The 14,656-nt window shown below is 40.2% G+C and carries 12 protein-coding genes and 1 other annotated feature; of the genes, 8 read left to right on the forward strand and 4 right to left on the reverse strand.

Translation table 11 applies throughout. The features are described 5' to 3' along the window. Window positions 1-25: 25 nt before the first annotated feature. Window positions 26-538, reverse strand: a complete 513-nt coding sequence (locus tag A6M13_RS00080) for a gamma carbonic anhydrase (RefSeq protein WP_066542073.1) — start codon at window positions 536-538, stop codon at window positions 26-28. A gap of 130 nt (window positions 539-668) precedes the next feature. On the opposite strand from A6M13_RS00080, the gene A6M13_RS00085 reads away from it, so the two are divergent. Beyond that, the gene (locus A6M13_RS00085) at window positions 669-1,472 is read left to right on the forward strand and encodes an alpha/beta hydrolase (RefSeq protein WP_066542074.1); all 804 of its coding nucleotides are present in this window, start codon (window positions 669-671) and stop codon (window positions 1,470-1,472) included. 230 nt (window positions 1,473-1,702) lie between these two features. After that, window positions 1,703-3,175, forward strand: a complete 1,473-nt coding sequence (locus tag A6M13_RS00090) for an alanine/glycine:cation symporter family protein (protein ID WP_066542075.1) — start codon at window positions 1,703-1,705, stop codon at window positions 3,173-3,175. 39 nt (window positions 3,176-3,214) lie between these two features. Here the strand turns inward: A6M13_RS00090 and mnmM are convergent, their stop codons facing one another. Beyond that, the gene (gene mnmM, locus A6M13_RS00095) at window positions 3,215-3,793 is read right to left on the reverse strand and encodes a tRNA 5-(aminomethyl)-2-thiouridylate-methyltransferase MnmM (protein WP_066542076.1); all 579 of its coding nucleotides are present in this window, start codon (window positions 3,791-3,793) and stop codon (window positions 3,215-3,217) included. Continuing rightward, entirely contained in the window at window positions 3,783-4,748 is a 966-nt protein-coding gene (gene mnmL / locus A6M13_RS00100; protein ID WP_066542077.1) for a tRNA modification radical SAM protein MnmL/YtqA, read from the reverse strand. The genes mnmM and mnmL overlap by 11 nt, the downstream gene beginning before the upstream one ends. A gap of 296 nt (window positions 4,749-5,044) precedes the next feature. On the opposite strand from mnmL, the gene A6M13_RS00105 reads away from it, so the two are divergent. The 5 genes from A6M13_RS00105 to A6M13_RS00125 all read left to right on the forward strand — a co-directional run bounded on the left by A6M13_RS00105 (window position 5,045) and on the right by A6M13_RS00125 (window position 11,432). Continuing rightward, window positions 5,045-6,208, forward strand: a complete 1,164-nt coding sequence (locus A6M13_RS00105; protein WP_066542078.1) for an MDR family MFS transporter — start codon at window positions 5,045-5,047, stop codon at window positions 6,206-6,208. Between the two features lie 48 nt (window positions 6,209-6,256). Continuing rightward, window positions 6,257-6,471, forward strand: a binding site (T-box leader). 94 nt (window positions 6,472-6,565) lie between these two features. Then, window positions 6,566-8,980: a leucine--tRNA ligase gene (leuS, locus tag A6M13_RS00110; protein WP_066542079.1), complete on the forward strand. Its 2,415-nt coding sequence runs from the start codon at window positions 6,566-6,568 to the stop codon at window positions 8,978-8,980. Between the two features lie 66 nt (window positions 8,981-9,046). Continuing rightward, on the forward strand, window positions 9,047-9,238 hold the full coding sequence (locus A6M13_RS00115) for a hypothetical protein (protein WP_066542080.1): 192 nt from the start codon (window positions 9,047-9,049) through the stop codon (window positions 9,236-9,238). A gap of 73 nt (window positions 9,239-9,311) precedes the next feature. After that, the gene (locus tag A6M13_RS00120; RefSeq protein WP_066542081.1) at window positions 9,312-9,743 is read left to right on the forward strand and encodes a hypothetical protein; all 432 of its coding nucleotides are present in this window, start codon (window positions 9,312-9,314) and stop codon (window positions 9,741-9,743) included. A gap of 111 nt (window positions 9,744-9,854) precedes the next feature. Next, the gene (locus tag A6M13_RS00125; protein ID WP_066542082.1) at window positions 9,855-11,432 is read left to right on the forward strand and encodes a Na/Pi cotransporter family protein; all 1,578 of its coding nucleotides are present in this window, start codon (window positions 9,855-9,857) and stop codon (window positions 11,430-11,432) included. A 113-nt stretch (window positions 11,433-11,545) separates the two neighbouring features. On the opposite strand, the gene A6M13_RS00130 is transcribed toward A6M13_RS00125, so the two are convergent. Then, the gene (locus A6M13_RS00130; protein ID WP_066542629.1) at window positions 11,546-12,802 is read right to left on the reverse strand and encodes a BaiN/RdsA family NAD(P)/FAD-dependent oxidoreductase; all 1,257 of its coding nucleotides are present in this window, start codon (window positions 12,800-12,802) and stop codon (window positions 11,546-11,548) included. A gap of 171 nt (window positions 12,803-12,973) precedes the next feature. Here A6M13_RS00130 and A6M13_RS00135 point away from each other — a divergent pair, with 171 nt between their 5' ends. Further along, window positions 12,974-14,587, forward strand: a complete 1,614-nt coding sequence (locus A6M13_RS00135; RefSeq protein WP_066542083.1) for a putative polysaccharide biosynthesis protein — start codon at window positions 12,974-12,976, stop codon at window positions 14,585-14,587. The last annotated feature ends 69 nt before the right edge of the window (window positions 14,588-14,656 follow it).

Below are 14,656 nucleotides of genomic sequence, written 5' to 3' on the forward strand. Positions count from 1 at the left end.
AGTGCCTCTTTTTATGTACGTAGTATTATTTTTGTAATGATTTGTAATACTGACCTTTTTCCACGTATTCACGAATAATACGGTCCATATCTTTGCGATCTTCTTCCGTAATTTCGCGTACGACTTTTACTGGAGAGCCCATCGCTAATGTGTTTGGTGGGATTTTTTTGCCAGGTGGTACAAGTGAGCCAGCGCCAATGAATGCACCTTCACCAATTTCAGCACCGTCTAAAATGATTGAACCCATGCCGATTAATGCACGTTTTTTAATCGTACAGCTATGTAGTGTTACTTGATGGCCAACTGTTACTTCATCTTCAATAATGAGTGGTGCTAGTGGACTTTGATGTAAGCAGCTTAAATCTTGAATACTTACGCGTTCGCCGATAATCGTCTTGTTTACATCACCGCGGATAACCGTGTTAAACCAAATCGTTGAGTGTGCACCAATCGTAACATCACCTGTAATCGTTACATAATCTGCAACAAAAACGGTCGGGTCGATTGTTGGGGATTTATCTTTATATGGGTAAATCATCGCAAATGCTCCTTTTTTCGATTATTATGAATTACATATAATCGTATCAAACAATACACATAAATGAAACAGCAGAAAAAAATAATGTTTTCATGTAACAGATGTATAATAGAAGAATGGAGGGATGCATATGTGGAAATGGGATGCCCAACAAGCACCAAAAGCGGTTGTTGCAATTATTCACGGTGCTTATGAATATCACTATTGGTATATGTGGTTAATTGAACAATTACGAGCAAATGGATACGATGTCGTTATGGGCGACCTGCCAGGGCATGGTGAAGTGAAGCGCAGTGAACATATTCATAATGAAAGCTTTCGCGATTATGAAGTATTTGTAAATCAAACATTAAAAGTAGCGATGACACATGATTTACCGGTATTTGTTATCGGGCAAGGTTTAGGAGCTACGCTTGTGATGCAAGGTATTAGAAAGAAAAGTATCGAGTGTGCAGGGATTATTTTATTATCGCCATGGCTACAATTGGATAATACACCAAGCAAATTATCCGGAGCACTTGCGAGTATGTCCAAAATTGTCGGGAATATGAAGTTGACACATCAATTATCATTATCAGATATGACGAATAATGAAGATAGCTATCCTGAATTACAAAATCAGCCAATATTTAGTACTCACATTACCGTTAGTTGGTATAAAGAGTTACAACATTTAATGCGTGAGATGAGCAATGACCAAATTAAAATACCAAATATTCCAACGCTTGTTATGACAGGTGGGCAGGACCGCATTACCAATACAGTTGCATCCCGAAAATGGGTGCTACAGCAACATTTAAGTGAGTTTCATTATAAGGAATGGCCGAACTGTCGTCATAACTTACATATGGAAGAAGAACGTGAGGAAATATTCCATTATATGAATGATTTCATGGCTAATATTTTGCGTTCTCTCGGATATATTATTGAATAAATTGTACTAGCACAGGGTGTTATCGCCAAATAACATTTGGATGTTAGTTCATAAAAATAACTTACAACATATACGTATTTATGTTGTAAGTTATTTTTATTTTGTGTATTAAAACACATTGCACAATATAAGATTTTGTAATATATTGAATTTTAAGATTAGTCTTTTTCTAAATGGAAAAAACGTATGAAAAAGACAATTTAGTACATAGAAAAAAAGGGGGCGGACAGATGAGTGAAGCAATTAGCTGGATTAATGGAATTTTATGGGGACCGTGGATGATTTACGGTATTTTAGTCGTTGGTCTATTTTTCTCGATTTTAACGAAGTTTGCACAAGTACGTTTATTCAAAGATATGATTACGTTAATGTTCAAAGGGGAGAAATCAGCAGAAGGTGTATCGTCATTCCAAGCATTATCGATTGCGCTGTCAGGACGTGTAGGTACTGGTAATATTGTCGGAACAGCATCGGCAATCGCGTTTGGTGGACCAGGTGCGGTATTTTGGATGTGGGTAACAGCGTTTATTGGTGCTTCTACAGCATATGTAGAATCAACGCTTGCTCAAATTTATAAGGAAAACAAAAATGGTCAGTACCGAGGTGGCCCAGCGTTCTATATCGAAAAAGGGATGGGTGTACGTTGGTTCGGTATTGTTTTCGCAGTATGTGCGATTTTAGCGGTGGCAATTTTAATGCCAGGTGTACAATCAAATGCAATTTCAGGTGCAGTAACAAACGCGTTTAATATTCCAGCGTGGGTAACGGGCGCATTTTTAGTTATTTTACTTGGATTTATTATTATCGGTGGGGTAAAGCGTATTGCAAATGCCGCACAAATTATTGTACCGTTTATGGCATTAGCGTATATTTTAATGGCCGTTATTGTTATCTTTATGAATATTTCAGAAGTACCCGATGTATTTGGGTTAATTTTCCGTAGTGCATTTAACTTGGATGCAACGTTTGGTGGGATGATTGGTGCGGCAATTGCTTGGGGTGTAAAACGTGCGATTTACTCAAATGAAGCAGGGCAAGGTACAGGACCTCACCCAGCAGCAGCAGCGGAAGTATCTCACCCAGCGAAGCAAGGTTTAGTACAAGCGGCATCTGTTTATATTGATACATTATTAGTATGTTCAGCAACAGCATTAATGATTTTATTTATGGGAACATACAATACAAATGTTATGGATGCAGATGGTGAGTTAGTCGCTGAAAATATTCCGGGCACAGACTATACAGGCTTTACACAAGCAGCAGTAAATGGTGCATTCCCATCGTTTGATGGCTTCGGCTCAGGCTTTATTGCAATTGCGCTATTCTTCTTTGCCTTTACAACATTAATGGCATACTACTATATTGCCGAAACGAATGTTGCGTATATTTTCAGAGGACGTAATGAAGTCGTCGCCACGTGGGTGCTAAAGTTTGTTATTTTAATTTCGGCGTTCTACGGTACAGTACGTACAAGTGACCTTGCGTGGGCGTTTGGTGATGTCGGGCTTGGTTTAATGGTATGGACGAACGTTATTGCCTGTCTATTCTTAACAAAGCCAGCAATTGCGGCATTACGTGATTACGAGGCACAGAAAAAAGCAGGGAAAGACCCAGTGTTTGACCCGGATAAATTAGGCATTAAAAATGCAGATTTCTGGTATGAATATCGTAAAAAGCACCCTGAAAAATACGGGGATAAGTAAATAAAAAGGAAGCGGGCACGAAGTGTGCTCGCTTCCTTTTTATTGTGCCGGTAATTCTTTTACCTTTTGTAAGGCAACAACAAATGGTGGGTCGTTTTGTTGGTTTAAAAATTGGTATTGTAACACATGCACATGCTTTTGTGGCAAATTTGAAACGTATTGGAGTACAGCATCACGTTCTTCTTTTCCACCGGCATGTCCGTGATAAATCACAAGTACGATGATGCCACCAACCGTTAATAATTGCAATAATGCTTCAATCGCAGGAACAGTGGTATTTGGCTTTGTAATAATTTCGTGGTCACTGCCAGGTAAATAGCCTAAATTAAAGACAGCAGCAGAAACCGGCTTTGTTACGTATTGTGCAACATTTTCATGCCCATCATTTAATACAAGCGCGCGGTGTTCAAGCCCTTCATCTAATAAGCGAAGCAGTGTCGCATTGACCGCTTCTTTTTGCACATCAAAGGCATACACTTGTCCGTCATCACCAACAAGTTGTGCTAAAAAGAGCGTATCATGTCCGTTGCCAGCTGTTGCGTCAACAACGGTATCGCCAGGCTGAATCGTCTCAGCAAGTAAATCCTGTGCATATTGTAAGACGCGTTTAAGCTTCATGTGCTGAAACCTCTTCTTTGTACAGTTTACCTTGCCAGCTACCGCGACGTTCAAGCTCTGCATCAATGCCATTTAGCACTTCCCATTTATTTACACTCCACATCGGACCAATCATTAAATCAATTGGACCGTCTCCTGTAATACGGTGAATAATCATGTCAGGTGGTAAAATTTCTAATTGGTCTGCAACCAGCTTCACATACTCGCCTTGGTCCATAAATTCTAGCATCCCTTTTTCATATTGCTTCACCATAGGCGTACCTTTTAATAAATGCAGTAAATGAATTTTAATGCCTTGTACATCTAATTTCGCAACTTGTCGTGCGGTTTCCATCATCATATCGTAGTCTTCTAAAGGTAGACCGTTAATAATATGTGTAACGACACGAATGCCATGCTTACGTAATTTTTCGACACCTTCTACATATGTTTTGTAGTCGTGTGCACGATTAATAAGCGTAGCCGTTTTTTCATGCACCGTTTGTAAGCCAAGCTCTACCCATAAATAGGTGCGTTCATTTAGTTCTGCTAAATATTCAACAACATCATCCGGTAAGCAGTCGGGGCGTGTTGCAATGGATAATCCCATAACACCTTCACATGCAAGCGCTGCTTCGAATTTTTCTTTTAGTACAGGAAGCGGTGCGTGTGTATTTGTATACGCCTGGAAGTAAGCCATCGTTAAGCCGTCTTTCCATTTATGCTCCATCTTTGCTTTAATTTGTTCGAATTGTACAGGAATAGGATCTACTTTATTTCCTGCAAAGTCACCAGAGCCGGCTGCTGAACAAAACGTACAGCCACCAAATGCAACAGTGCCGTCACGGTTTGGGCAGTCAAAGCCAGCATCAAGAGCCACTTTGTATACTTTTTTGCCAAATTCATTTCGTAAATAACGATTCCACGTATAGTAACGCTTTCCGTCTGACGGGAAAGGGAAGTTTGTTTCTGTCATATGTTTCATTCACTCCTTAACGCTTTATTCTAACATGTGGAGGCAGTGAAGTCATGTGTTGTGTCATCGTGAAATTGCGTTGCTATTAGATGGCGATGTGTCATTCTAAAGGTTCGTTTATGTAGGTGGGATAATAAAGGAGTTTAGTGGACTGGTAAATATATACGGATTTTTAAGTGAACAGCAAACATAATGGCGCTAGTAGATTTGTTTGGGTATAAAACTTTTTTCTTGAGAATTTCAAAAAACAAGCATAGACTGTTATTTTGTGAACTGACATAACGGAGGAAAAAGCGATGCCAAAACGTGTATGGATTTTAATTATTGGTGCGTTTGTGAATACAATTGGGAATTCATTTTTATGGCCTTTAAACAGCATCTATATCCATGATTATTTAGGGAAGTCTTTAACAGTAGCAGGCATTGTACTGATGCTGAGCTCATTAGCAGGTGTAGCCGGCAATTTAGTCGGTGGGTATATTTTTGATAAAATTGGTGGCTTTAAGACGATTGGTGGCGCGGTAATCGCCAATTTAGCAACACTGATTTGTTTAGTGTTTTGGCATGATTGGCCGAGCTATGTCATCTTTTTAACGTTGCTTGGCTTTAGCGGGGGCATTGTATTTCCCGCATTGTACGCAATTGCGGGGAATATTTGGCCTGAAGGTGGACGCAGAGCATTTAATGCGATTTTTTTAGCGAATAATGTCGGTGTTGCGATTGGGCCAGCACTAGCAGGACTTGTTGCGGATGTGTCATTTGAATATGTGTTTATCGCAAACTTATGCGCATATGCCTTGTTCTTCTTCATTGTGATTACGACATTTAAGCGCATTGATACGAAGCCTGTAAAGAGAACGACACAAGTGATGACGGAAAAAGTTTCAAATGTACCATTGTATGCGCTACTGGTGCTATGTATCGCACTTGTCGGTTGTTGGCTATCGTATTCACAATGGGCAGCGACAATTTCAACACATACGCAAGCGCTTGATATTAGCTTGTCACAATATAGTTTATTATGGACGATTAATGGCTTATTAATTGTAGCAGTGCAACCGCTTATTTTGCCGATTGTGCGCATGTGGGAGCATAAAGTGAAGCATCAGCTTGTGCTTGGCTTAGTGTTAATGGCATTGTCATTTGTTGTCGTTGCGTATGCAGGAGATTTTAAAATGTTTGCTGCAGCGATGGTCATTTTGACGCTTGGGGAAGTATTTTTTACACCTGTTATTCCGATGATTGCGAGTCAGCTTGCACCTATTGGAAAGGAAGGTTTTTATCAAGGTGTTGTCAATAGCGCTTCAACAATGGGGCGTGTTATTGGACCGTTAGTTGGTGGGATTATGGTCGATATGTATGATATGAAGGCGTTGGCACTTATGTTAGTCGTTATTTTATTATTGTCGATTGTGCCGTGTTTATTGTACGATAAACGCTTAAAAGCCATGAACGCATAACAAACACTTGTGATTTTAACGAGATTCGATTAAAATGAATGCGATACACAAACGACTGTGATAAGGAATAGTAGCGACTGAATTTTTTGTAGAGAGTTAGCGGATGGTGAAAGCTAATAAAAGGACAGCGTGAACTCGCCTTGGAGTCTGCGAGTGGTGAAAGTAAGTAACTATTTGCCGTTTTCCGCGTTAAGGAACTTAAGTTGAGTGGATACACTAAATTGGGTGGTACCGCGGGAGCTGCATTTTCTCTCGTCCCTTTTCTGCATGTGCAGGTTAGGGGCGGGATTTTTTATTTTCAAGAATTTTCTGTCAACTCACCACATTGAATAGAAATATTAAAGGAGGAAACGATTTATGAGTTTTAATCATCAACAAATCGAAAAGAAATGGCAAAAATATTGGTTAGATAACAAATCATTTAAAACGTTAAATGACGATTCAAAAGAGAAGTTTTACGCATTAGATATGTTCCCTTATCCATCAGGTGCTGGTCTACACGTAGGTCACCCAGAAGGTTACACAGCAACAGATATTTTATCTCGTTACAAACGTATGAACGGTTATGATGTATTACACCCAATGGGATGGGATGCATTCGGTTTACCAGCAGAACAATACGCACTTGATACAGGAAATGACCCAGCGGAATTTACAGAGAAAAACATCGCGACATTTAAGCGCCAAATTCAAGAGCTAGGTTTCTCATATGACTGGGACCGTGAAATTAACACGACAGACCCGAAATACTATAAATGGACGCAGTGGATTTTCACAAAATTAGTGGAAATGGATTTAGCGTACGTTGACGAAGTAGCAGTAAACTGGTGTGAAGCATTAGGTACAGTACTAGCGAATGAAGAAGTAATCGACGGTTTATCAGAGCGCGGTGGTCACCCAGTTGTACGTAAGCCAATGCGTCAATGGGTGCTACGTATTACAAAATACGCAGACCGTTTAATTGATGATTTAGAAGAAGTAGATTGGCCAGAATCAATTAAAGATATGCAACGTAACTGGATTGGTCGCTCAGAAGGCGCACAAGTGAAGTTTACGGTTGCTCATACAGATAAAGCGTTTGAAGTGTTTACAACACGTCCTGATACATTATTCGGTGCAACATACTGTGTATTAGCGCCAGAGCATGCGTTAGTAAAAGACATTACAACAGACGCACAACGCGAAGCAGTAGAAGCATACTTAGAAAAAGTAGCATTAAAATCTGACCTTGAGCGTACAGACTTAGCGAAAGAAAAAACAGGTGTATTCACAGGTGCATACGCAGTAAATCCAATTAACGGTAAAGAAGTGCCGATTTGGATTGCTGACTACGTATTATCAACATACGGTACAGGCGCAATTATGGCCGTTCCGGCACATGATGAGCGTGACTATGAGTTCGCAAAAGAATTTGGTTTAGACATCATTGCTGTACTTGAAGGTGGCGATATCGAAAACGAAGCGTTCACAGGTGACGGTGCACACATTAACTCAGACTTCTTAAACGGCTTAAACAAAGAAGACGGTATTACAGCTGCGATTAACTGGTTAGTTGAAAACGGTGTCGGTGAGAAGAAAGTAACGTACCGTTTACGTGACTGGTTATTCTCTCGTCAACGTTATTGGGGTGAGCCAATTCCAGTAATTCACTGGGAAGATGGCACAATGACGACAATTCCAGAAGCGGAATTACCACTTGAATTACCGAAGACAACAAACATTCGTCCTTCAGGTACAGGTGAATCGCCACTTGCGAACATTGCAGATTGGGTAAACGTTGTAGACCCTGTAACAGGTAAAAAAGGTCGTCGTGAAACGAACACAATGCCACAGTGGGCTGGTTCTTCATGGTACTTCTTACGCTACATCGATCCAACGAATGACAATGCCATTGCAGACCCAGAGTTATTAAAACGCTGGTTACCGGTTGATATTTATATCGGTGGTGCAGAACATGCTGTACTTCACTTATTATACGCGCGCTTCTGGCACAAAGTGTTATACGATTTAGGGGTTGTTCACACGAAAGAGCCATTCCAAAAGTTATTTAACCAAGGGATGATTTTAGGTGAAGGTAATGAAAAAATGTCGAAGTCAAAAGGGAATGTTGTAAACCCTGACGAAATTATCGAATCACACGGTGCTGACACATTACGTTTATACGAAATGTTCATGGGTCCATTAGAAGCATCTGTTGCTTGGAGCACAAATGGTCTTGACGGCGCTCGTCGTTTCTTAGACCGCATTTGGCGTTTATTTGTAACAGAAGAAGGTACGTTAGCAGAGAAAGTACAAGATACAGCAAACGTAGACCTTGAAAAGTCTTACCACCAAACAGTGAAAAAAGTAACGGAAGATATTGAAGGAATTCGCTTCAATACAGCCATTTCGCAAATGATGGTATTCATTAACGATTGCTATAAAGCAGATGTGATTCCAACTGAGTATGCAAAAGGCTTCATCAAATTAATTGCACCAATTGCGCCACACGTAGCGGAAGAAATTTGGAGCATTTTAGGTAGCGAAGAAACATTAACATATGCAGCTTGGCCAACATATGATGAGTCAAAACTTGTTGATGACGAAGTGGAAGTAGTTGTCCAAGTAGCAGGTAAAGTACGTGCGAAAATTAAAGTTGCCAAAGATGCAACAAAAGAGCAATTAGAGCAAATTGCGCTAGCAGATGAAAAAGTACAAGAATTTATCGCAGGCAAAGACATTAAGAAAGTTGTTGTCATTCCAGGTAAATTAGTAAACATCGTCGCAATTTAAGGATTACAAACTAGCTGTCTAGGGGATAGTCTCCTAGACAGCTTTATTTTTTAGGAGGAAACCAATATGAAATACAATCAAAAAATTATGTTAAAGTTAATTAATGAGACACGTTCATTACATGATGAATTAAAACAGATTAAGCGTGATACAGGTTTAGAGAAAAACTTAGCAGTGCGTGCTTTATATCACGCAGTTGTAGCAGAGAGCGGTCCGTACCAAACACGCTACCAAGAATTAGAACGCGAATATAAATAACAATCGATTGTTCGAGCATTGCTTGGACAATCTTTTTTTGTCTTTAGTACACTAGAGAAAAGGGGGAGTGGCTATGAAAGAGGCAACGTACGAAGTAATGTTTACACGTTCAGCATATGAAGTGTATGACGCGTTACGACATATTGATAGTTGGGCACATTTAGCGCCAAACTATGCGTTTCATACACATATTGCACAAGGGGTATCACATTGGACGATGAATGGTATTTTACCGAGTCGACCGATTCAAGCAGAAATTCGTTTTGTGAAGGAGCAGCGCCCAACGATTTTGGCATTTACATTAAACGGGTTGACGGAGGATTTTCTAGCGAAAGGACAAGTCATTATCACACCGACAGCAAGCGGCTGTTCGATGTTTGTACAAGTACGTGCGGAGGCGACAGGGCGGAGCAAGCTGTTGTTAAACCCGCTGATTCATACCGCTTTACCGCGCGTCACGAAACATTTAAGTGACAAGCTACACCATTTTATTGAACAGCAATAGCTGTAAAATTGACAAGGCATTGCATTTTTTTGCGATGTCTTATTTTTTTATAGTCAGAATTATTAAAGTTTTGTAGAATGGATGTTTATAGTTGAAAGTGAGGTAGACAAAATGGCAGCAGTAATTGGCGGTATCGGGATCTTTTTATTAGGGATGACGATGCTCACAAATGGCTTAAAGGAGCTTGCAGGGGATGCATTAAAAAAATGGCTCAATAAATTTACCGGAGGAACTTTTAGCTCGCTTATCTCCGGTATGTTTATGACCGTGCTTGTTCAATCATCGACGGCAACGACATTATTAACGATTGGTTTTGTCAGTGCAGGGTTATTAACATTTGCCCAATCAATTGGTTTAATCATCGGTGCAAATATCGGTAGTACGAGTACAGGTTGGATTATTTCACTCATCGGCTTTAAGGTGAGCTTAGCGGCGTTTTCATTACCGATGATTGGTATGGGTGTGTTTACGCAGCTTGCAGCACCGCGTGAGTATAAAACGTACGGCACGATTTTAGCAGGCTTTGGCTTTTTATTTTTAGGGATTGATTTTTTACAGTCAGGTATGGAAAGCGCACAGGACTTTATTCCGTTCGATGCCTTTTTAGCAGACTCAATGATGAATAAGCTAATTTTAATTGTCATTGGCATTATTATGACGATTATTATGCAAGCCTCATCCGCAGCGATGGCGGCAACACTTGCGGCGTTATTTTCAGGCGCCATTGATTATGAACAAGCTATTTATTTAGTCATTGGTCAAAATATTGGGACGACAGCAACGGCTTTAATCGCATCATTTGGTGCATCAGTTGCAGCGAAGCGAACATCGATGACACATGTATTGTTTAATGTGTTAACGGCAGTCCTTGTTGTCGCGCTTATTTCCCCAATGTTACAGTTAACAGAGTGGCTCACTGTAAGCGTAAACGGCTCGTTTGAAGAAACGGTCGCAGTCGCGGTATTCCATACATTGTTTAGTATGATTGGTGCATGTATTTTCGTACCACTTGTGCGTCCGTTCGCGAACTTAATTATGCGTATCGTACCGGAGAAAGAAAATCGTTTAACACGTCATTTAGATGACAGCATCACGCATATGCCAGCGATTGCGTTACAAGTAGCTTTCCAAACGTTAGTCGTGTTAACACAAGAATTGACGAAGCATGTGATGTTATTAATCGAGCAAAAGCGTGTGACCGTTACATTTGAAAAAGCGTTAGTGGAGATAGATGACGCATTAGAGGAAACACGTCGCTTTTTAGGCATGGTCCAGTCGACACAACGAAAAGAGCGCGAGCAACATTTGAATTTAATGCATGTCATTGATCATATGTCGCGACTGATTCGGGTGTTGCATGAACAGCAGCAAGCAGAAGCGGTATCGTTACAGCAACAAACGATTGAAGATTTCTATAATATTTTAACGCGTGTCGAAGCGGATTTGCATAAGCGTGAGCAGTTAATCGATGCGTCGTTATTACTAGAGCATACAGCAACGATGACGGCAAAGAAGCGCCGTGAGAAGCGTGAGGAATATTTTGAGCGTACCGTTACGAATGAAGTAGATGTAGAACAAGCGGCAGCAAAAGTTGAAGCAATTTTATGGGTCGATCGCTTAGTATTCCATTATTTCCGCATTACAGCGCGTCTCGCAGGATATGTACAGTTAGATGATAAAGATGATTAAATAAGACATTTGACGTTATACAAAGAGCGTAGCGGAACAAAGCCACGGCGAACGTGATCGTCGCCGTGGCTTTGTTGTTTGTGTATCTCATTGAGTTTGCTTCTAGAAAATGTTTATGCGAAGCTACCGGCACTCATACCGGCAATACGTCCTGTTACAAGTGCACTTGTAATATTGTAGCCACCTGTATAGCCGTGAACATCTAAAATTTCACCGCAGAAATACAGACCAGGCTTTTTCTTAGAGGCCATTGTTTTTGGTTCGATTTCTTTCACGGATACACCGCCGCCTGTGACGAATGCTTTATCGAGTGATTGAGAGCCGTGTACAAGCATCGTGAAGCTCACAAGTAGCTGTGCGAATGCGCGGATTTTTTCTTGTGATAGTTCAATACCTGTTAGTGTCGCATCGATATGAGCACGTGCCATTAAAAATAATAACCAACGCTCAGGTACAAGTGATTTCCATAAATTTTTTACCGCTTTTTTCGGTTCAGCTTTAATCGTTTTATTTAACATTTGGAAGCATGTTTCTTCGTTATAATCGACCAGTGACTGAATGCGAATTTGCACCGGCTCACCGCCCGTTTTCCGGAATTCTTTTACGGCAAATTGGCTACAGCGTAAAATCGCAGGCCCACTTAAACCGAAGTGTGTAAAGAGCATGTCCATTTGGTGCGTAATAAGGGGCTTACCTTTTTTGTTCAGTACAGAAACAGCCACATCACGTAGTGCCAAGCCTTGTAATTCACGTGCATGAATAAAGTCTTCTTTTGATGTTAATGGCACTTCCGTTGGGTAGAGTGGTGTTACGGTATGACCGGCACGCTCAGCCCATGGATAACCATCACCTGTTGAACCTGTTTGTGGTACAGCTTTACCACCAACAGCGACAACAACGGCATTGGCACGGATTTCTGTACCATCCTCTAAACGTACACCAAAAACTTTCTTCTCATCCATTACCAGTTTAGCGACCGGTGTATTTAAACGTGTTTCGACACCTAAACGCTTCATTTCATTTAACAGTGCATCGACAACATCTTGCGCACGGTCAGACACAGGGAACATACGTCCATGATCTTCTTCTTTTAGTTTCACACCTAAACCTTCAAAAAAGGTAATGATGTCCTCGTTGTTATAAACGGTAAATGGGCTATATAAAAAGCGACCATTTCCCGGAATATGTTTCACAATTTCATCAACAGATAGACGGTTTGTGACGTTACAGCGTCCACCGCCCGAAATCGCTAATTTTTTCCCAAGCTTATTGCCTTTTTCAATTAATAATACCTTTTTTCGTTGCTCTGCTGCAGCGATCGACGCCATTAAGCCTGACGGACCGCCACCAATAATTATTACATCATACATCGTTTTTTCGCTCACTTTCGTATTCTCAAAAGTTTAGTATACACGAAATGAAGAAATTATTTGAGTAAATAGGTTAGGAGAGGTAAACTATTTAATAGGTTTTTGCGCAGTTTTGCCAAAACAATGTCGCGGATTGTGACACCAAAACTAAATAAAGTAGGTAGGATTTATATGTCTTCATTAATGAAAGGAACAGCGATTTTAACAATCGGACTGTTTTTATCGAAAGCGCTTGGACTTATTTATATCTTCCCGTTTTATGCTCTTGTTGGTGAAGAGAATGTTGTACTTTATCAATATGCCTACATCCCATATAACATTTTATTATCGATTGCGATTTCAGGTGCGCCGATTGCGGTATCTAAATTTGTCTCGAAATATAATGCCATCGGGGATTACGAAGCAGGACGGAAGCTTGTACGTTCCGGTTTACTTGTAATGATTGTAACCGGTATTGTGTCATTTATTGCGCTCTATTTATTAGCCACACCGATTGCCCATATCGTCATTAAAGATGATGAGCAAATTTTTACAGTAGCTCAAATTGCTGAAGTGATTCGTTGGGTCAGCTTTGCGTTAATTGTCGTGCCGTTTATGAGTTTAACGCGCGGGTTTTTCCAAGGTTACGGTCATTATATGCCAACGTCTGTGTCACAACTGATTGAGCAAATTGTGCGGATTATTGTGTTATTAGGTGGCGCATTTGTCGTTGTCGTATTAATGGAAAAAGATGCGCTTGTTGCCATTAACTTCGCGGTATTTGCTGCAACAATTGGTGCGATTGGTGGATTAGTTGTTTTATACTTCTACTGGAAAAAGCATCAGCCAGAATTTGATACGCTACGTGCGACGAGTGTGTCGTCAGGTGAATTATCATATGGCAAAATTTATAAGGAAGTCATTACATATTCGATTCCCATCGTCTTTGTAGGTCTTGCGATTTCATTATTCCAATTAGTTGATATGTTTACGTTTAACAGCGCGATGGCATCAATTGGTTTAGCAGCTGTAACGGATACGTATTTCGGGATGTTTACGTTTTTAACGCATAAAATCGTTGTCATTCCGGTAATGCTGGCAACAGGTTTCTCAATGGCACTTGTTCCTGCGATTACAAAATTATATATGGAAAAAAATTATGGTGCTGTACGTGAATCAATGGATAAAACATTCCAAATTTTATTATTCATTACCGTACCAGCAGCAGTTGGTATTTCGTTATTAGCGGATGATATTTATCATTTACTGTATTCGAAAAGTGCAATGGGTGCTGAAGTGTTAGCGAACTATGCACCAGTTGCGATTTTATTCGCACTGTTCTCTGTAACAGCAGCGCTTTTACAAGGTATTGATTATCAAAAGTGGATTGTTACGTCATTAACAATTGGTGTATTAACGAAACTAACGTTAAACACGGTACTCATTCAGCAGTTTGAAGTGAATGGTGCTATTTTAGCAACAGCGATTGGATATGCGGTAACGATACTGATTAATTTAGTAGTCATTGTACGCGTTTTAAAATACCGTTCACCACAATTAGTGAAGCGTGTGTTGACAATTCTGTTATTGACGGCGATTATGGCATTAAATGTGTATGTTGTCAGTCGTTTAATGGGCTTATGGTTGCCACATGATACGAAATTACAAGCCATTATTCATTTAGCTGTGACGGTGTCATTTGGATTGTTTGTGTATGGTTTCTTATCATACAAAATTGGGCTGGCGCAACAACTTTTAGGCAAGCGTTTAGATGGTGTGTTACGTAAGCTACGTGTAAAAAAATAATATTCAGAGTGCTCACCACGTTTGCCTCGTGCAACGTGGTGAATTTTGTTTTACACTGAAGATGAACTA

Origin of the sequence: Caryophanon tenue (assembly GCF_001700315.1) — a bacterium.
In the GTDB taxonomy this organism is placed as follows: Bacteria; Bacillota; Bacilli; order Bacillales_A; family Planococcaceae; genus Caryophanon; species Caryophanon tenue.

Bases quoted from the DNA above. Each gene is read 5' to 3' on its own strand.
- A6M13_RS00080 (WP_066542073.1), bottom strand. From the start codon at position 538: ATGATTTACCCATATAAAGATAAATCCCCAACAATCGACCCGACCGTT.
- A6M13_RS00130 (WP_066542629.1), bottom strand. From the start codon at position 12,802: ATGTATGATGTAATAATTATTGGTGGCGGTCCGTCAGGCTTAATGGCG.
- leuS (WP_066542079.1), top strand. From the start codon at position 6,566: ATGAGTTTTAATCATCAACAAATCGAAAAGAAATGGCAAAAATATTGG.
- A6M13_RS00125 (WP_066542082.1), top strand. From the start codon at position 9,855: ATGGCAGCAGTAATTGGCGGTATCGGGATCTTTTTATTAGGGATGACG.
- mnmM (WP_066542076.1), bottom strand. From the start codon at position 3,793: ATGAAGCTTAAACGCGTCTTACAATATGCACAGGATTTACTTGCTGAG.
- A6M13_RS00115 (WP_066542080.1), top strand. From the start codon at position 9,047: ATGAAATACAATCAAAAAATTATGTTAAAGTTAATTAATGAGACACGT.
- mnmL (WP_066542077.1), bottom strand. From the start codon at position 4,748: ATGACAGAAACAAACTTCCCTTTCCCGTCAGACGGAAAGCGTTACTAT.
- A6M13_RS00105 (WP_066542078.1), top strand. From the start codon at position 5,045: ATGCCAAAACGTGTATGGATTTTAATTATTGGTGCGTTTGTGAATACA.
- A6M13_RS00120 (WP_066542081.1), top strand. From the start codon at position 9,312: ATGAAAGAGGCAACGTACGAAGTAATGTTTACACGTTCAGCATATGAA.
- A6M13_RS00090 (WP_066542075.1), top strand. From the start codon at position 1,703: ATGAGTGAAGCAATTAGCTGGATTAATGGAATTTTATGGGGACCGTGG.
- A6M13_RS00135 (WP_066542083.1), top strand. From the start codon at position 12,974: ATGTCTTCATTAATGAAAGGAACAGCGATTTTAACAATCGGACTGTTT.
- A6M13_RS00085 (WP_066542074.1), top strand. From the start codon at position 669: ATGTGGAAATGGGATGCCCAACAAGCACCAAAAGCGGTTGTTGCAATT.